This is a genomic window from Shinella yambaruensis, assembly GCF_022899355.1.
GTDB lineage: Bacteria > Pseudomonadota > Alphaproteobacteria > Rhizobiales > Rhizobiaceae > Shinella > Shinella yambaruensis.
Map to the genome: position 1 here is coordinate 70,195 of NZ_JALJCK010000019.1, position 17,343 is coordinate 87,537.

Annotated in this window: 12 protein-coding genes; 3 read left to right on the forward strand and 9 right to left on the reverse strand. The window is 65.8% G+C overall.

Annotated elements, in window-relative coordinates; genetic code table 11:
• The first annotated feature begins 1 nt into the window (after position 1).
• Entirely contained in the window at positions 2 to 3,547 is a 3,546-nt protein-coding gene (locus MUU56_RS29900) for a non-ribosomal peptide synthetase (RefSeq protein ID WP_245081996.1), read from the forward strand.
• A 43-nt stretch (positions 3,548 to 3,590) separates the two neighbouring features.
• Here the strand turns inward: MUU56_RS29900 and MUU56_RS29905 are convergent, their stop codons facing one another.
• The 9 genes from MUU56_RS29905 to MUU56_RS29945 form a co-directional block, all read right to left on the reverse strand.
• The gene (locus MUU56_RS29905; protein ID WP_245081998.1) at positions 3,591 to 4,640 is read right to left on the reverse strand and encodes an AbrB family transcriptional regulator; all 1,050 of its coding nucleotides are present in this window, start codon (positions 4,638 to 4,640) and stop codon (positions 3,591 to 3,593) included.
• A gap of 14 nt (positions 4,641 to 4,654) precedes the next feature.
• Positions 4,655 to 5,293, reverse strand: coding sequence for a 3-oxo-tetronate 4-phosphate decarboxylase (gene otnC / locus MUU56_RS29910; RefSeq protein WP_245082000.1), 639 nt, complete (start codon positions 5,291 to 5,293; stop codon positions 4,655 to 4,657).
• The gene (gene otnK, locus MUU56_RS29915) at positions 5,290 to 6,552 is read right to left on the reverse strand and encodes a 3-oxo-tetronate kinase (RefSeq protein WP_245082002.1); all 1,263 of its coding nucleotides are present in this window, start codon (positions 6,550 to 6,552) and stop codon (positions 5,290 to 5,292) included. The genes otnC and otnK overlap by 4 nt, the downstream gene beginning before the upstream one ends.
• Before the next feature lie 19 nt (positions 6,553 to 6,571).
• On the reverse strand, positions 6,572 to 7,237 hold the full coding sequence (locus MUU56_RS29920) for an arylsulfatase (protein WP_245082004.1): 666 nt from the start codon (positions 7,235 to 7,237) through the stop codon (positions 6,572 to 6,574).
• A gap of 146 nt (positions 7,238 to 7,383) precedes the next feature.
• On the reverse strand, positions 7,384 to 8,460 hold the full coding sequence (locus MUU56_RS29925; RefSeq protein WP_245082006.1) for an ABC transporter ATP-binding protein: 1,077 nt from the start codon (positions 8,458 to 8,460) through the stop codon (positions 7,384 to 7,386).
• Positions 8,453 to 10,213, reverse strand: a complete 1,761-nt coding sequence (locus MUU56_RS29930; RefSeq protein ID WP_245082009.1) for an ABC transporter permease — start codon at positions 10,211 to 10,213, stop codon at positions 8,453 to 8,455. The genes MUU56_RS29925 and MUU56_RS29930 overlap by 8 nt, the downstream gene beginning before the upstream one ends.
• 64 nt (positions 10,214 to 10,277) lie before the next feature.
• Entirely contained in the window at positions 10,278 to 11,384 is a 1,107-nt protein-coding gene (locus MUU56_RS29935) for an ABC transporter substrate-binding protein (RefSeq protein WP_245082011.1), read from the reverse strand.
• Positions 11,385 to 11,513: 129 nt separating this feature from the next.
• Entirely contained in the window at positions 11,514 to 12,608 is a 1,095-nt protein-coding gene (locus MUU56_RS29940; protein ID WP_245082013.1) for an isocitrate/isopropylmalate dehydrogenase family protein, read from the reverse strand.
• An 86-nt stretch (positions 12,609 to 12,694) separates the two neighbouring features.
• The gene (locus MUU56_RS29945) at positions 12,695 to 13,621 is read right to left on the reverse strand and encodes a GntR family transcriptional regulator (RefSeq protein ID WP_245082014.1); all 927 of its coding nucleotides are present in this window, start codon (positions 13,619 to 13,621) and stop codon (positions 12,695 to 12,697) included.
• Between the two features lie 181 nt (positions 13,622 to 13,802).
• Here MUU56_RS29945 and acnA point away from each other — a divergent pair, with 181 nt between their 5' ends.
• Positions 13,803 to 16,373: an aconitate hydratase AcnA gene (gene acnA / locus MUU56_RS29950; RefSeq protein WP_245082015.1), complete on the forward strand. Its 2,571-nt coding sequence runs from the start codon at positions 13,803 to 13,805 to the stop codon at positions 16,371 to 16,373.
• A 189-nt stretch (positions 16,374 to 16,562) separates the two neighbouring features.
• On the forward strand, positions 16,563 to 16,943 hold the full coding sequence (locus MUU56_RS29955) for an ectoine synthase (protein WP_245082022.1): 381 nt from the start codon (positions 16,563 to 16,565) through the stop codon (positions 16,941 to 16,943).
• The last annotated feature ends 400 nt before the right edge of the window (positions 16,944 to 17,343 follow it).

A 17,343-nucleotide genomic window follows, 5' to 3' on the forward strand; every position in this document is an offset into this window, starting at 1 on the left:
CATGGCGGAGCCCGCACTTGCCCGCAGCCGGCATGAAACGGCTGCCGAAACCATGGCGCTCGAGCTGCACCGGCTCGTCGCGGAAGAGCTTGGCGCCGAGCCGGAGGAGTTCGGCACCGATGAAAACCTCATCGAACTCGGCCTCACCTCGATCGCCCTGATGCGTCTGCAAAGCCGTCTCTCGGCGGACGGCGCAACGCTCTCCTTCAGCACCCTGGTGGCGACACCGACCATCGAAGCCTGGGCTGCCCTGGTGGCGGAGGCGCAACATGGCGCTGGGAGCATGGCCGCGCAGCAACCGGCCGGCCCGGCCGCCGACACCGGCCCGTTCCCGCTCACCGACATCCAGCGTGCCTACTGGCTCGGCCGGGATCCGCATTTCGAGCTCGGCGGCGTCGCCGCCCATGGCTACATCGAGGCGCTGACGCGCGATCTTGACGTCGAGCGGCTGGAGGCGGCCCTCAACGCCACCATCGCCGCCCATCCGATGCTGCGCGCGGTCATCGACACCGACGGGATGCAGCGCGTGCTCGACGACGCGCCGCGCCTTGCCATCGGGCAAAGCGACCTCAGCGACCTTGCCGCGGAGGAACGGGAGCGGCGCCTCTCGGCGCTTCGGGCGGACATGGAGCAGGAGGTGCTGCCTGCGGACCGCTGGCCGCTCTATCGTATCCACGCGACGCGGCTTTCATCGCACGAAACCATCCTGCATCTCAGCTTCGACATCCTCGTCTTCGATCTGAAATCCCTGGAAATCTGGCTTGCGGAATGGCGCGCTCGCTATGAGAACCAGACCGTCGCCCTCCCCCAGCCCGCAGCGTCGTTCCGCGAGCACGCCCTCGCGCGCGAAGCGGAGGCGAGGTCGCAGGAAGCCGCCCGCGCACGGCGATACTGGCAGGATCGGGCCGCCCGCCTCCCGCTCGGCCCGGACCTGCCGCTCGCCCGACCGGTCGAGGCGATCGACGCGCCACGTTTCGCCCGTGAGCAGCGTGTCCTTTCGCAGGCTGCGTGGCGACGCCTGCAGGACAAGATCCGCAGCCGGGGCGTCACACCCTCGGCAGCCCTGCTGGCCGCCTATGCACGCGTGCTCGCCCTGTGGAGCGGGAGCAGCGCCTTCACCCTGACGACGACGCTCTTCAACCGCCCGCTGTCCGGCCCCTCCTATGACGGCGTGATCGGCGACTTCACATCGCTGACGCTGGTCGAGATCGACACGCTCGCCCCCGCCTCCTTCGCCGCTCTTGCCCGCGCGACGCAGGAGCAGCTCTGGCGCGATCTCGACAACAGCGCCGTCAGCGGCGTCGAAGCGCTGTCGATGGTGGCGGCGGCCCGCAATACGCCCGGCCGGGCGCTGATGCCCTATGTCTTCACCAGCGCGCTCGGAACGGGAAAAAGCTATCTCGACGCCTTCTCGGGCTTCGGCGAAATCGTGCGCGCCGCGGTGCAGACGCCGCAGACCCTGCTGGACCATCAGGTGCTGGAGCACGAGGGCAACCTCGTCCTCAACTGGGATTATGTCGACGCGGCTTACCCGGAAGGCCTGATGGCAACGATCGCCGACCGCCACCTGTCCCTGCTGGAGGCGCTCGCCGCGGAAGACGGCACCTGGAACACCGCCATCCTCTCCCTGCCGGAAGAGCAGGCGGCGCGGCGGATAGCGGTGAATGCAACGGCCTGGCATGCGGGCACGGACGCCGTGTTGCTGCACGATCCTTTCCTGCGCCAGGCGCAGGCGCAGCCGGATGCGATCGCGGTCATCGACGAAGAGCGCAGCCTGACCTATGGCGAACTCGACAGGGCCAGCAACCGCCTTGCGGGCCTGATCGCCGCCGCCGGCGCGATGCCCGGCCCGCCCATCGCCGTGCTCCTGCCGAAGGGCTGGCGGCAGGTGGTCGCCGTGCTGGGCATCCTCAAGGCGGGCGCGGCCTACATGCCCGTCGATTCCGCCCTTCCCCGCAAGAGGATCGAGACATTGCTTGCGGAAAGCGGCGCGACGCTGGCGCTGATACCCGCCGATGCGGCCGATGGAGACCTTCCCGTCGCCATGATCGCGGTGGACGATCCTTTGTTGTCGGAGGCTGGCGCCGAGGAGGTCATCCCGCCACAGGCGGCTGCGGATGATCTCGCCTATGTCATCTTCACATCAGGCTCGACGGGCAAGCCAAAGGGCGTCGCGATCCAGCATGGCGCGGCGCTCAACACCGTGCTCGACATCAATGCGCGCTACGGCGTCACGGCCGCCGATCGCTGCCTTATGGTGTCCTCGCTCAGCTTCGACCTGTCGGTCTACGACATTTTCGGCATGCTCGCCGCCGGCGGCGCGATCGTCATTCCGCCGGCCGGCCCCGCGCCGGATCCCGATTGCTGGCTGCGCCTTCTCGAAGAAGCCGGCGTGACCCTCTGGAACAGCGTGCCGGCGCTCCTGCAATTGCTGCACGACCGGCTCGCCGACCGCGGCACGCTCGCAACGCTCTCCCGATTGCGGCTCGTCATGCTCTCCGGCGACTGGCTGCCCCTGCCGCTCTGCCGTTCGCTCCTCGAGCTTCCCCGGCCGCCGAAACTGGTCTCGCTCGGCGGCGCGACGGAGGCCTCCATCTGGTCGATCGCCCACGAGGTCGAGCGCATCGAGCCGGGCTGGAAAAGCGTGCCCTACGGTACGCCGCTCGCCAACCAGACGATCCACGTGCTCGACGAAGCCCTTGCCGAGCGCCCCGACTTCGCCATCGGGGAAATCTTCATCGGCGGCGTGGGCCTCGCGCTCGGTTACTGGCGGGACGAGGAGAAGACAAACGCCCGCTTCATCCGCCATCCCCGCACGGGCGAACGCCTTTACCGCACGGGCGATTTCGGCCGCTGGCAGCCGGACGGCGTGGTCGAATTTCTGGGCCGGCGCGACGGCCAGGTGAAGGTCAACGGGCTGCGCGTCGAACTTGGCGAGATCGAAACACTGATCGCCGCCAATCCGGCGGTGCGGCAGGTAGCCGTCGTCGCGGTGCGCGGCGCAGGAACCGGCGACAGCCTTGCCGCTTTCCTGACCCTTGGTGGCAGCGTGATCTACCGCGAGGAAGCGTTGCTCGCCGCGCTGCGCGATCACCTGCCCGCCGCCCTTGTTCCCTCCACCTTCATCGTGCTCGACCGGATGCCGTTGACCGCCAACGGAAAGCGTGACGGCGCGGCGCTGGAACAGCGCGCCCGCGAAGCCGCGGCAGGAACGTGCGCGCCCTCCGCGCGGCCGCTCTCCGATATCGAGAAGCAGGTCTGCGACCTCTGGAAGGACCTCCTGGGGCGGCCGATCGAATCCCTCGACACCAGCTTCTTCCTCGTCGGCGGCAACTCGCTCCTCGCCACGCGGCTCGCCGGGCGTCTTTCCCAGCTGTTCGAGCAGCCGGTTTCAGTGATCCGGATCTTCGAGCATCCGACCGTCGCCGGCCAGGCTCGCCTCTTTGCGTCTTCCTCGGCCGACGCACCGCATCAGCCGGAGAACAGCCCGCGGCGGGTGCGGAACCACCGGCAGAAAAAGAACGGGAGAATGGACGGCAGCGCGTAGCCGGCCGGACAGGCTTGCTGGCGATCTCGGTGGACCGAATACCTTACTGCTTGAAGAACCGGAACGCAGCAGATGCTCCTGCCACGACGGTCAGCACCCGCACGATGTGATGCAGCACCACGAACGGCACATCGACGTTCAACGAAAGCGCGATAAGGCTCATCTCCGCGACGCCGCCCGGTGAATAGGCAAGCACATAGGCGATGAAACGATCGCCGCCGGCAAGGGAGAGCACCGAGGAAAACGCGGCCGTGCAGAGCAGCATCACAAAAGTCGCGCCGGCCGACAGGAGCATGGCCTGAAGCACGATCCGTGGCGAAGCCCCTGCGAAGCGGCAGCCGATCGTCGCGCCGATGACGACCTGGGCGCCGGCAAGGGCTGCCGCCGGCATCTCGAAATCCGTCAGTCCCGTCAGATGGAACACGGCGCTGGCAAGCATCGGCCCGACGAGAAAACGCGCCGGCAGCCGCAACAGGCTTGCAAGCACGGCGCCGCCGATGACGGCAGCCAGGAACCAGAGGATATCGTCGACCGCGACCGTTGCCGAAGCCGCGGACACCGTTGCCGTGCGATCGATGTCAAAACCCGTAAGGGCCTCGATCAGGAACGGGAGCGCCAGGACGACCAGGAAAATCCGCGCGGCATGGATCAGCGCGATCATGCGCTCATCCCCGCCCCTTTCCGAGCCGAGCGTGATCATCTCGACAAGGCCGCCCGGCATAGCGGAAAAATAGGCCGTTACGGGATCGAGCCGGGCGATGCGGCGAAAATAGACGAAGGCCAGCGCCCCCGTGATCGCGATGAAGGCGACGAGGCCGAGAAGCGAAACGATCCAGGCTGCGGCATGCCGGAAAATCTCCGGCGAGAAGGACGTGCCGAGCACGGCCCCGATCACCGCCGTCATCGGCGGCCGCGCATGTTTCGGCAGGGACACCGGGACATGCAGGAACGCAGAAAGCGCGGTCGCCAGCATCGCCCCGAGCAACCAGGCAAGCGGCATGTGCGCCAGCCACAGCAGGAAGCCCCCTGCCGTGGCGATGGCAAGCGTCAGCGCAAACCGCGCGGCCGAGCTGGCTGCCTCCCTGCACCTCACGGATGACGTCCCCCTCAATAGCCGCCGAAGACGGCTTTCAGTTCCGCGACGTTTTCCGGGGAGAGCAAACGCGTGGGTGCATTGCGCAGCAGAACGAGCAGCTTGGCGGTTTCCTCCAGCTCCTCGGCGGCATAGACCGTGGAGGCGATGTCCCTGCCGGCAACGACGGGACCATGATTGGCAAGGAGGACAGCGGCATGGCGGCCGCCAAGCTCCCGTATCATCTCGCCCATCCGCTCGTCGCCCGGCCTGACATAGGGCAGCAGCCTCACCTTGCCGACACGCATGACGACATAAGGCGTGAGCGGCGGGATGCAATCGTCCGGGTCGGTATCGCTGAGGCACGACACGGCGGTCGCGAAGGTCGAGTGCAGGTGCACCACCGCCCCTGTCTGCGGCCGCGTTTCGTAGAACGCCTGGTGCAGGAACACCTCCTTCGAGGGCCTGTCGCCACTGATGTGGTTGCCGTTTCGGTCGAGTTTCGAGATTCGCGCCGGGTCGAGGAAGCCGAGGCACGAATTCGTCGGGGTCATCAGGATCCCGTCCTCGACCGCGGCGCTGATATTGCCGGCGGAGCCGACGGAGAAGCCGCGGTCGAACAGTGATTTCGAAAGACGGACGATTTCCTCGCGAACCTTGTTTTCCGCACTCATCTGCCTGCAAGCCTTTCCAATGCCTTGGTGAAGAAATCGGGCGCACCGAAATTGCCGGACTTGAGCGCCAGCGCCACGGGCTCATCGCCGCCCGACAAGAGCACCGGCACACCGGGGTCGATCTCGGCCCCGATGGTCAGCGCGCCAAGGTCGAGCGCCGAAACGACGGCGCCGGACGTCTCGCCGCCGGCGACGACGAGCCGGCGGATGCCGGCCTTGACCAGTTCCCGCGCCGTGCTGGCGAAGAGGCCGTCGAGCGCGGCGGCAACCGTCTCCCGCCCGAAGCGCGCCTGGACGGCCTGGACCTCACCGGGCGTGCCCGAAGAATAGACCAGCGGCGCCCTGCCCCGGTTCGCAAGCAGGAAGGAGGTGAGGTCCGCGGCGGTGACCGAACCGTCAAGGACGCCGGCGACGTCGATGGCAAGCGCCGGATGGTCCTTGCGGTGGATGTCGACCTGTTCGCGCGTTGCGCCGGAGCAGCTTCCGGCGAGGATGGCTTCCGGCCCGTCCATGCCGATCACCGCCGCTCCCGTGCCCGCGGCAAGGCCGCGCCCGATGAAGTTGGCGGCAAGGCTGATGGCGATGCCCGAGCCACCGGTGACGAGGCGGCACGATGCCACGGCGCGGCCGATCGCGACGAGGTCGTCGTCCGTGATGGCATCGACGATGACGAGGGTGTTGTCCTGCTTCCGCAAGGCGGCCTTGATGCTGGCAGGACCTTCCCGGACGGTTGCGATATCGACATGGCCGACGCCGCCCGTCGTCTGGAGCCGTAGCCAGCGGCGGATATCGGCGTCCGTCATCGGGTTGAGCGGATGGTTCTGCAGGCCGGATTCGTTGAGGAGCCTGTCCTTCACGAAGAGATGGCCCTGATAGACCGTCCGGCCGGCGCCGGGAAACGCCGGGCAGACGACGACGCCCTTGACATCCAGGGCCCTGGCAAGCGCCTCGGCCACCGGGCCGATATTGCCTTGCGGCGTTGAATCGAAGGTCGAGCAATATTTGAAGACGATCTGCTCGCAGTCCTGGCCGAGCAGCCAGCGCAGGGCGGCAAGCGACTGCTCCACGGCAGCGGCGGCTTCGATCGACCGGCTCTTCAAGGCGATGACGCCCGCCTCGACATCGGGCTCGGCCTTGCCATGGGGAATGCCGAGATATTGCACCGTGCGAAGACCGCCCTCGCCCGGCAAGCCCTTGGCGAGCGTGTTCGCGATGTCGCTCGCCCCGGTGAAATCGTCTGCAATCACGCCAAGCAGCATGGAACGGATACTCCCAAAATCAGGCAGCGCCGAGAAGGCGCTTCAGTTTGTCGATGGCGGCGTCCGGGCTCGAAAGGACCGGGATGTCCGTCGCCGCCCGCACGGCCGGCACGGCGCGCGCCGTGGAAAAATGCGCAAGCACGATGCTGTCGAAGCCCTTGAGACCCGCCGCGGCCGCGGCGACAAGGCGGTTGTGGGTTTCGGCATCGCCAGCCCGTACGGCCTCGATCGCGTGCTCCACGAGGAAGCTCTCCAGGGTGGCGGTCGGGTCGATCCGCGCAGCCTCCTCGGCAAACTCCGCCTCCATGCCCTCCCGCGCCGGCGGGAAGGTGTAGAGCATGGCCGTCCGGCCGCCCTTGCGGATGGCGGCCTCGAACATCGCCTCGTTCGGCTTCAGCACCGGGATATCGACGGTCGCCGCCGCATGCTCGATGGCCCGGCCGAAGGCCGAGCAGGTGAAGAGCACGGCGGCGCTGCCGATCTGCTTCGCATAGTGCGTCAGCGCCGTGATGCGGGCCGTCAACGCCTCGGTGATATCGCTGCTTTTCGCCCGGTCGGGCGAGAGGCTGTCTTCGAGCAGGTTGACCACGCCGGCCTCCGGCCAAGCGGAGGCGAAGGCCTGCCTGATCGGCTCCATGGCGATCGGCGTCGCATGGACGAGGGTTATGCGGGGCTGTTGCGACATTCCATTCCCTTTGAAAGGAGCGGCCGCCCGCGGCGGGCCTTCGCCGGGGCAATTCCTGTGAAATCCGGTTCGCCGGAACTGCCCTGGCATCTTGTTTCTACCGCATCGTCCGACGCAGAAGCGATGCCGCTTCGGCTGAAAAGGCGCTAGCGCTGGCCTGCCGAGAACACCCACACGCTTTCGGAGGGAATGCGCGCCCAGACCGTGCCGGTCGAAAGCTGCTTTGCGCCATGCGCCTTGGCAACGAAGTCGCCGCGCCGCAGGCGATATTCCCAGCGGTCGCCGAGATAGATGCTGTCGTCGAGGTTCATCTCCAGCCCGCCGGCCTGCGGCTGGTCGCTGACGCTGATCTGCTCGACACGGATGACCGCCCGTGCATCCTCCGATGCAGCCAGCCCCGAGGCCTCGCGCACCGTCCCGTCAAGGCTCCAGTTCTCGCCACCGATGATGGCGCTCTTGCCGTCGACCGACTTGACCTTCGCCTTGACGATGTTGTTGGCGCCCAGGAAGTCCGCCGAATAGAAGCTGTTCGGGTTGGAATAGATCTCCTGCGGCCCGCCCTGCTGGACGATCCGGCCATCCTGTAGAAGGAGGATGTTGTCGGCGGCGGCGAGCGCCTCGCTCTGGTCGTGCGTCACGAGGATGGCACAGATTTCGAGGTCGAGGATCAGCTTGCGGATCCAGTAGCGGGCTTCCTCGCGCAGCTTCGCATCGAGGTTGGAAAGCGGCTCGTCGAGCAGAAGCACGCGCGGCTCATAGACCAGCGCCCGGCAGATGGCGACGCGCTGCTGCTGGCCGCCCGAAAGCTGGGAGGGAAAGCGGTCGGCCAGATGGCCAAGCCCCATGCGGTCCAAGATCGCCTGGATGCGCTTTTCGATATCGGCCGGCGTCACGCCGCGCAGCTTCAGGCCGTAGCCGACGTTCTCCTTTACCGTCCGGTGCGGCCAGAGCGCGTAGGACTGGAAGACGAGGCCGATATTGCGCTGCTCGGGCGGCAGGGCGATCTTCGTCTCGCCGTCGAGCACGGTCTTGCCGCCGATGACGATCTGGCCGATTTCCGGCTGTTCGAGCCCGGCGACACAGCGCAGCAGCGTGGTCTTGCCGCTGCCCGAGGCGCCGAGCAGGGCGACGATGGAGCCGCGCTGCGCCGTGAAGGACGCGCCCTTGAGGATCTGCAGGCCGCCCAGCCATTTCTGGACATTGCTGACGACGAGTTCAGTCATGGATTTTTGCTCCCAAACGAAGGGCGAGCGCAAGGCCTGCGCCCGTCAAGACGATGCTGATGAGGGAAAGGGCGGCGATCGTGTTCATGGCACCGGTCTGGAGAAGCGAGACCATCAGCGAACCGATGACTTCCGTGCCCGCGCCCATGAGGTAGACGCCCGTCGCATATTCGCGAAGGAAGATGATCATGATCAGCGCCCAGGCGCCGGCAAGGCCGGGCCTTACGATCGGGATCACCACGTCCTTCCAGGTCCGGCCGATCGTGGCGCCCGTGGTGCGGGCGGATTCCTCAAGCTCCGGTGCGACCTGGATGAGCGTGCCCTGCAGGAGACGCAGACCATAGGACAGGCCGACGACGACATAGGCGATGAAGAGGCTGACCAGCGTCGGGCGCAAGGGCGTCAGCAGCGGCACGAACAGGAAGACCCAGAAGAAGGCAAGGCCGATGACAAGTCCGGGCAGGGCGCGCGGCAGGAGCACGATGTAGTCGAGCACCGTGTTCGACAGGCCCCAGTTGCGATGCCCCGCAAGACCGACTATCAGGTAGATGCCGACCGCGACGGCGCCGCCGACCACGGAGAGGAGCACCGTGTTGACGATGCCGCGCACGAGGCTCGGGACCTCCAGCATGCGGTCGAAATTCGCGAACGTGAGATGGTCGAGCAGATTGACGCCCTCGCCCCAGGCATCGACGAAAGCGCGCACGGCGATGCCGCCGATCGGCAGGGCGACGGAGACGAAGAGCCAGAAGCCGATGATCGAAAGCGCGATGGCCTGGCCGCTCCCGCCGAGTTTCAGCGTGGCGACGCGGGCGCCCTTGCCGCCCATCGCGGCATATTTGCGGGCATTGCGCAAAAGCTTGCGCTGCATCCAGACGAGCGGCAGCGTGATGAGGATGAGCACCACGGCGACGACGGCCATCAACTGGTAGGTCGGCGTGCCGAACAGCGTGGTGAGCTTGTATATGTAGGTGGTGAGCACCATGATGCCGTTCGGATCGCCGAGGACCAACGGAATGCCGAAGGTCTCGAAGCCGAGCAGGATGTTGAGCGCGGCGGCGAAGATCAGCGCCGGCAGCACCATGGGCAGCGTGACGTCGCGCGAGACCTGCCAGATGGACGCGCCGGTGGTGCGGGCGGCCTCCTCCAGGTCCGACGGCAGGTTGCGCATGGCCGAGGAGACATAGAGATAGACATGCGGCACATGGCTGAGGCCGGCAATCAGGATCATGCCCGGCAGGCTGTAGATGTTCCACGGCACGAAGCCGAGGATGCCGCGGACGAAGAGCGAGACGAAGCCCGTCGGGCCGACGGACACCGTATAGCCGAAGGCCAGCACGATGGACGAGATGAACATCGGCACGAGCACGAGGATTTCGAGCAGGCGCCTGCCCCTGATGTCCGTCCGCGTGATCAGGAAGGCCAGCAGGCCGCCGAGCGGCACGGCAATCGCGACCATGCCGAAGGAGAAGATGGCGGTGGTGCCGAGCGCCTTGTAGAAGTTCCTGTCGGTGAAGACGTATTTGTAGGCGTCGAGACCGAATTGAGCGCGCGGGCTGAAGAAGGCCGCCGTCAGGAAGCTCTGGTAGACGATCAGGCCGACAGGCGCCAAAACGGCGATTGTCAGAAGGCCGATGACGACGCGCCGGTAAAGGCTGGCATTGCCGTGCCGCGGCATCCTGGCCGGATACTTCTTCTCGGCCGCGGCTTTCGCCAGGACGAGCGCAGCCGGTGCTTGTGTATGGGTGGACATTCTATGCCTCTCGCAAACGGTGGCGGAGCCGCGGCGCTATCTGAGCGCCGCGGCCGGCTGAGCATCAGCGGCCGAGGGCGGCCTTCCAGTCGTTGAGGAACTGGACGCGCTTCGTCGGCTCCATGTATTCGAGCACGCCTTCATCGACCGCGATCGGCTTCAGGCCGCCGCCGACGCGCTCGTTCAGCGTCTTGATGTTGAGGCCGGCGGTCACGTCGTCACGCACGGACGGCAGGCCGCCTTCGGCGAGAAGCGACTGCCCCTCGGCCGAGAGCATGAAGTCGACGAAGAGCTTGGCGGCGTTCGGATGCGGGGCATCCCTGGTGATCAGCGCGAGGCGCGAAAAGGCCGGCGTGTAGTCGCTTGCGAAATGCACGCCGAGGTTCGGGCTTTCCTTCACCCAGTCGAGCGCATAGGAGCCGATGATGTTGATGGCGATGACGTTTTCGCCCGATACCACCGTTTCCTTCATGCCACCGGAACTGGAATAGATCTTCGCGCCGTCCTCGCCCATGGCCTTGGCGAGATCCCAGAAGTCCGATCGGTTGCGGGCATCGTTCGAGTGGTGCAGGAAGCCCGAACCGCTCTTTTCCGGGTCGAAGGTCGCGACCTTGCCCTGAAGCTCGGCCTTGTTGTCCTTGAGGAAGGCGATCATGTCGGCATAGGTCTTCGGAAGCTTGTCTTCCGACAGTGCCTTGGTGTTGTAGATCACGCCGACCGGCTCGACGGTCGTGCCGAACAGCATGTTCTTGTAATTGGCCCAGGCCGGCAAGTGGCCGGTTTCCGGCGAGGCATATTCGGCCGCATAACCTTCCTGGACAAGCGTCATCTGCAGGTCCATGGCGGAACTCCAGACCACGTCGGCCGTCGTCTGGCCGGCGGCGGCTTCCGAGATCACCTGGTTGTAGGCACCGTTCGTTCCGAGGTCGTTATAGGCGATCTTGATGCCGTATTTCTTGGTGAAGGCATCCTGCAGCTTCTGCGACTGGGCGGCATCGGTCGAGGTGTAGACCGAGACGGTGCCTTCCTCCTTTGCCGCGGCGATGACGTCGGCATAGCCGGCCGGATAACCGGCGGGAACGTCCTGTGCGAATGCGGCGGCGGCGAAGGCGGTCATGAGCGCCGTGCCGACGGCGAAGACGGCCGAGCGGGCGGATATTGTGTAATTCATCTCTCATCTCCCAAAAGATTGGCCCGCGCTTCGGAGCGGCCGGGCACGTCATGCGAGGGCCACTCCCTGCCCTCGCCTCCTCATGCTTTGCATTTTGGATTTTAAAAAATCAAAATGCAAATGCTCTTCTCAGGCACTGGCACGTTTCCGCTCGCCGCCGCCCGCCCGAACCGCGCCCGCGACAAGCGAACCGAAGGTATCGGTGTTGGTGGTCCCGCCGAGATCGCGGGTGCGGGACGCCGGATCGGCGAGAACCTCGTCGACGGCCCGTTCGATTTCCGCGCCGGCCGCCTCGAAATGCGCCAGGCCGCGCTGCTCGCCGAGCCAGCTCAGCATCATCGCCGCGGAAAGGATGAGCGAGGTGGGGTTGGCGATGTTGCGGTTCTGGATGTCGGGTGCGGAGCCATGCTGGGCCTGGGCGCAGACGAGGCCGGTCTCGGCATTGGCGTTGATCGAGCCGGCAAGGCCGAGGCTGCCCGAAAGCTCGCTGGCGAGATCCGACAGGATGTCGGAATAGAAGTTCGTCGCGACGATCACGTCGAAACGCGAGGGGTCGCGCACCAGATGGGCGGCCATCGCGTCGATAATGAAATCGTCGAGCGTCACGTCGGGGAACTCGGCGGCAACCTTTCGCACCTGCTGCAGGAACAGGCCGTCCGTCAGGATGAAGTTGTTGGCCTTGTGGACCGCGGTTACCCTCCTGTTGCGCTTCATGGCGAGCAGGAATGCCTGGCGGGCAATGCGTTCGCAGGCGGACGCCGTGATCTTGCGCACCGAGAGCGCCACATCCGGCGTCGGCATGAATTCACCCGTGCCGGCATACATGTTGCGGTCGGGATAGAACCCTTCCGTCGCCTCGCGCATGATGACGAGGTCCATCTTCTTGGCATCGTTGAGGAACGGGCGCGAACGCGCCGGGCGGACATTGGCATAGAGGTCGAGCTTGACGCGGAAGCCGGCCGAAACGTTCACGCCGCCCTTGTCGCGGGCGGGATAATCCATGTGCGACTGCGGCCCCAGGATGATGCCGTCGAAGGTGCGCGCGCGCTCGATCGTCTCGTCGCGCAGCGTCGTGCCGAACTTTTCCAGGCTCGTGAAGCCGGTGTCCTCGAAGTGGTATTCGAGGCCCAGACCGAACGCCGCATCGGCGACCTTCAGGACCTCCATGGTTGCCGCTGTGATCTCCGGACCGATCCCATCACACGGCGTCACGAATATTTTCATCAGATATCTCCCATGAGGCGACGAGCGAAATCGCCGCTCTGCGTCACGGGGAGATTATTGGCTTTTTAAATCTAAAAATGCAATCACTATTTTTCGAGATTGTCTTTTTCATGCGCCTGGTGCGACCAGGACCAAGTAATGGGCGACTTCTTGGAGAGTGCACCGCCGAGGTGCCGGCGCATCGCGTAGGAAGCCTCAACGACCTCGCCGCGCTCCAGAAGATCAAGGATTTCGAGGTGTTCCCGGCACTGGCGCACGGTGCGGCTGCGGTCGACGCGCGAGCGGTATTCCAGCAGGCGCCGCATGCGGTTCACGCGCACGAGTGAGATGTGGAAGAAGGGATTGTTGGCCATCTTGATCAACTCCTCATGGAAGAGCGCGCCATTGTGCAGGAGGCGTTCGGCCGGCAGCCGCTCGATGTCCGTGTCCAGCATGCGGCTCTGGATCCGGCGCTGCTCGTCGATGATCTTGCGGTCGAGCCGGAATTCGGGTTCCAGCATCGCGGCCGGTTCGATCAGCATACGGAAGCGATAGATCTGCTCGAAGGCCTCCGGCGTCTTGGCGACCGGCAGGAAGCGCCAGCCGTAGCCCTGCTTGCGCTCGGCCCAGCCCTCGCGGGTCGCACGCATCAGGATGTCGTTGAGCTGCGACTTGGTGAGCTCATAGCGCTCGCGCAGCATCTGTTCGGTGACTTCGGCAGGAATGCGGTCCGTCAGCCAGTCCTCCGCCAGCCGCTGGTAGTCGTTGGCGACCTCGAAGGGTCCGGTATCATCGCGCACCTGCTCGACGACACCACTCGCCGCCTCGCGGACGAAGAAGCCGCGGTTTTCCTTCTGCTCCAGCAGCCCCTGGCTTGCCAGCATGTCCATGGCCTCGCGCACCGGCGAGCGGGACACGCCGAAACGGTCCGCCAGCTGCTGCGTCTTCAGGTGTTCGCCCACCGAAAGCTCGCCGGATGTGACGAGAAGCGTGATTTCGTTCGCGATGGTCTGGGCGAGCTGGCTGGAGCGCATGGATACCGTCCGGTCTTCTGAAGCAATCGGCTGGAGGTTATTCCATGCTGCGGGCAAAGGAAACAAGAGGCAGGGATCTTTGCATATATACCGCGTTAAAAGCCAATGAATCGTCGGAAACTCGTTGACATTTTCTAATTATTGGCTTTTTACGTATTAAAAATCACTTTGGAGATGCGAAATGGCTCTGTGGATCGAAACCGAGACGGGTCCGGTCGAAGCCATTGACCTGCGCGCGGCCTTCGGCGAAGTCCGGCGCCTGCCTTTCGTCCTGCGCATCCTGCTTGAAAACGTCGCCCGGCGCGACCCCGCGCGCCTTGCCGCGTTCACCGACGCCCTGCGCGATTGGCTCGGCGAGGGCACGAGTGAGGCGGAGGTGGATTTCCACCCCTCCCGCGTCCTCATGCACGACACGACCTGCGTTCCCGCCCTGGTGGACATCGCCGCCATGCGGGACGCCATCGCGGAGGCAGGCGGCGATCCGTCGCGCCTGACACCCGTGCTGCCCGTCGACGTTTCGGTCGATCACAGCGTGGCCGTCGACCGGTATGGCCGCAGCGATGCAAGGGAACACAACATGCAGCGCGAGATGGATCGCAACAGCGAGCGCTACCGCCTGATGAAATGGGCGACCACGGCACTGCCGGGCGTGCGGGTGCATCCGCCTGGCACCGGCATCATGCACACGCTGAACCTCGAACAGCTCGCCACGGTCATGGAGGTCGTCGAGCGGGACGGCACGCGTCGGGCCGCCCCGGATACGCTGATCGGTACGGACAGCCATACGCCGATGATCAACGGCATCGGCGTGCTCGCCTGGGGCGTCGGGGGCCTGGAGGCCGAGAGCGTCTTCTTCGGCCTGCCGGTGACGATCCGCCTGCCCGACGTCGTCGGGGTCCGTCTCACCGGCCGGCTCGGCCCGGGCGTGCTGTCCACGGACCTTGCACTCGAGGTCACCCATCTGCTCCGAAAGCACGGCATATCGGGAGAGTTCATCGAGTTTTTCGGCGAAGGCGTCCCGGCGCTGACCTGCGGCGACCGCGCCGTCGTCGCCAATATGGCGCCCGAATACGGCGCTTCCACCGGCTTTTTCCCGATTGACGGACAAACCGTCGCCTATCTGCGCCAGACCGGCCGCAGCGCGGACCATTGCGCCTTCGTCGAAAGGGCTGCAAAGGCCCTCCACCTTTGGTTCGACCCGGCGGCGGAACCGCGCTACAGCCGCATAATCGATCTCGACCTATCGGCAATCGAACCGATCCTCGCCGGCCCCCGACGCCCGCAGGACAGGCTGCCCGTCGCAACGGCCGCCGAGGCACTGGAGGCAGCAAGCGGCAAGCCCTTCGAAACCGGAAAAACCATACCGGACGGCGCGATTGCCATTGCCGCCATCACGAGCTGCACCAACACCTCCGATCAGCGTCTCCTCGCCGCCGCCGGCCTCGTTGCCCGGAAAGCACGGCGCCTCGGCTTTCGCCCGCCCGCCTGGGTGAAGACATCGCTGGCGCCCGGCTCCCCCGCGGCCGAGCGTTTCCTGGCGCGCAGCGGCCTGCTTGCGGACCTGGAAGCGCTCGGCTTCGGCATCGTCGGCCACGGCTGTACGACCTGCATCGGCAATTCCGGCCCCCTGCAAGCGGACATGGCCGCGGCAATCACGGACGGAACGGTCGCCGCCGCGCTCCTCTCCGGCAACCGGAATTTCCCCGGGCGCGTCCATCCAAGCCTCCAGTTCGGCTTCCTCGCGTCCCCACCGCTCGTCGTCGCCCTCTCGCTCATCGGCAAATTCGTCTCCGATCCGATGAACCGCGACATCGGCCGCGGCCCGCACGGGGAAACCGTCCGCCTTGGCGATCTCCTCCCCGCAAGCGAGGAGATCGATGCCATTGTGCAGAGGGCCTCCGACCCCGCCGATTTCGGACAGGCCTTCGCGCAGGCCGCAGCCAACGCGGCATGGCAGGCGCTCGATGCCCCCGCCTCCGCGCGGTTTCCTTGGGATCCCGCATCGACCTATATCCGCCGCCCGCCCTTCGCCTCCGCACGGACGGCAAGCCGGCTCGGCGCCTACGAAGCCCATCCGCTGCTCGTTCTCGGCGACGACATGACCACCGACCATATCTCGCCGGCCGGCCAGATCGGCGCGGCCAGCCATGCGGGACGGCATCTCGTCGCGCATGGCGATCCGCCGGACGACCTGAATGTCTACGCCGCCCGCCGCGGAAACTGGGAGGTTATGGTCCGCGGCCTCTTCGACAACCGCACCGCCGGCAACCTGCTGATCGACGGCCGGCCCGCCGCCCGCACCATCCATGCCCCAACGATGGAGGAAGGCCCCCTCTGGGCGATCGCCGAACGTTACCGGCAGGAAAACCGGCCGGTCGTCATCGTCGCGGGTGAACGATACGGCACCGGTTCCTCGCGCGACTGGGCGGCCAAAGGCGTCGCCCTCCTCGGCATACGCGCCGTCATCGCCCGCAGCTTCGAGCGCATCCACCGCAGCAACCTCATCGGCATGGGCGTGCTTCCCGTGGTGATCGATCGCGCCGTGCCGCTTTCGATAGGACCGCAGGACAGGATCGCGATCGATGCCACGGCGGTGGAGCCGAGAAGCGAGCTGAAATTGCTCATCCGCCGCGCCGACGGCCAAAGCCAGGCTTTGGTGGGAAGGGCGGCCGTGGAAACGGAACGAGAAATCCGGATCCTCAACGCCGGAGGAATGATCTCCACGATCTTGTCCGACACGCGAACGCGTTGAAGTATCGCGCCATATGCCAACAGGCCTGGTGGGATGCGCCGCCACGGTTTCTCCCCATGGGATGGACGCTGCGCGGCCGGCAGGCATATCTCGCGCGCCATGGGCGTGATAATCACGGGAGCCGCCGCACGGATAGAACCAGCCCTCGCGGGCATCGAGCAGGATATCGAGTAGAAGGAGGAAACAAACATGATCGTCGTCACATCTGAGGAGATTGCAGGTACGCCGCGGGATGCGTCGGGTCCCGGCTGGCAGAGCCGCCGGATGATCGTGCGGGAACATGGAATGGGACACTCGGTTCACGAGACCCGGGTGGCAAAAGGTGCCGAACTGCACCTGCACTACAAGAACCATTTCGAAACGAACTATTGCATCTCCGGCGAGGGCGAAGTGGAGAATGTTTCCACGGGAGAGGTCTTTCCCATCGTCCCGGGAACGATCTATGCCTTGAACGAGCACGATCCCCATATCCTGCGCGCGAAGGAAGCGCTTCTGCTGGTTTGCGTGTTCACCCCGCCGCTCTCGGGCAGCGAGGTTCATCGCGAGGACGGCAGCTACGCCGAGGGCTGAGCCCCGTCTCCATTTCCGCGGATGCGAAACCAAAAGGCGCGAGCCCCGCGGCATCCGGCGTTGATCGGGTCGAGCGTCTGCTTGTGGCAAGCCATCGAGGCGATCGCAGGCGTTCCCGAATATGAAGAAGCCGGAGAGACCGCCAGCCTTGGAGACCGATGCCCTTCCCCTCCGTCATGGACGGGCTTGACCCGGCCATCCACAAGCCGCGGGTGACACTTGGATCCTCGGCTCAAGGCCGAGGATGACGTCGATGGGTGGTGCGGCGCTCTTCACCAGGCTAGGGCCGGCGTTTCGCCGGCCTTTTGTCGTCTTCGGCTCAACCCATGCGCTCGGAGGCGTAGGAACCGGGGCTGGGCGGGAAGACGATGGTCTTGTTGCCGTTCATGAAGACGCGGTG

Coding starts and splice junctions, on each gene's coding strand:
- MUU56_RS29900 (WP_245081996.1), top strand. CDS start 2: ATGGCGGAGCCCGCACTTGCCCGCAGCCGGCATGAAACGGCTGCCGAA.
- otnC (WP_245082000.1), bottom strand. CDS start 5,293: ATGAGTGCGGAAAACAAGGTTCGCGAGGAAATCGTCCGTCTTTCGAAA.
- otnK (WP_245082002.1), bottom strand. CDS start 6,552: ATGCTGCTTGGCGTGATTGCAGACGATTTCACCGGGGCGAGCGACATC.
- MUU56_RS29920 (WP_245082004.1), bottom strand. CDS start 7,237: ATGTCGCAACAGCCCCGCATAACCCTCGTCCATGCGACGCCGATCGCC.
- MUU56_RS29925 (WP_245082006.1), bottom strand. CDS start 8,460: ATGACTGAACTCGTCGTCAGCAATGTCCAGAAATGGCTGGGCGGCCTG.
- MUU56_RS29930 (WP_245082009.1), bottom strand. CDS start 10,213: ATGTCCACCCATACACAAGCACCGGCTGCGCTCGTCCTGGCGAAAGCC.
- MUU56_RS29935 (WP_245082011.1), bottom strand. CDS start 11,384: ATGAATTACACAATATCCGCCCGCTCGGCCGTCTTCGCCGTCGGCACG.
- MUU56_RS29940 (WP_245082013.1), bottom strand. CDS start 12,608: ATGAAAATATTCGTGACGCCGTGTGATGGGATCGGTCCGGAGATCACA.
- MUU56_RS29945 (WP_245082014.1), bottom strand. CDS start 13,621: ATGCGCTCCAGCCAGCTCGCCCAGACCATCGCGAACGAAATCACGCTT.
- acnA (WP_245082015.1), top strand. CDS start 13,803: ATGGCTCTGTGGATCGAAACCGAGACGGGTCCGGTCGAAGCCATTGAC.
- MUU56_RS29955 (WP_245082022.1), top strand. CDS start 16,563: ATGATCGTCGTCACATCTGAGGAGATTGCAGGTACGCCGCGGGATGCG.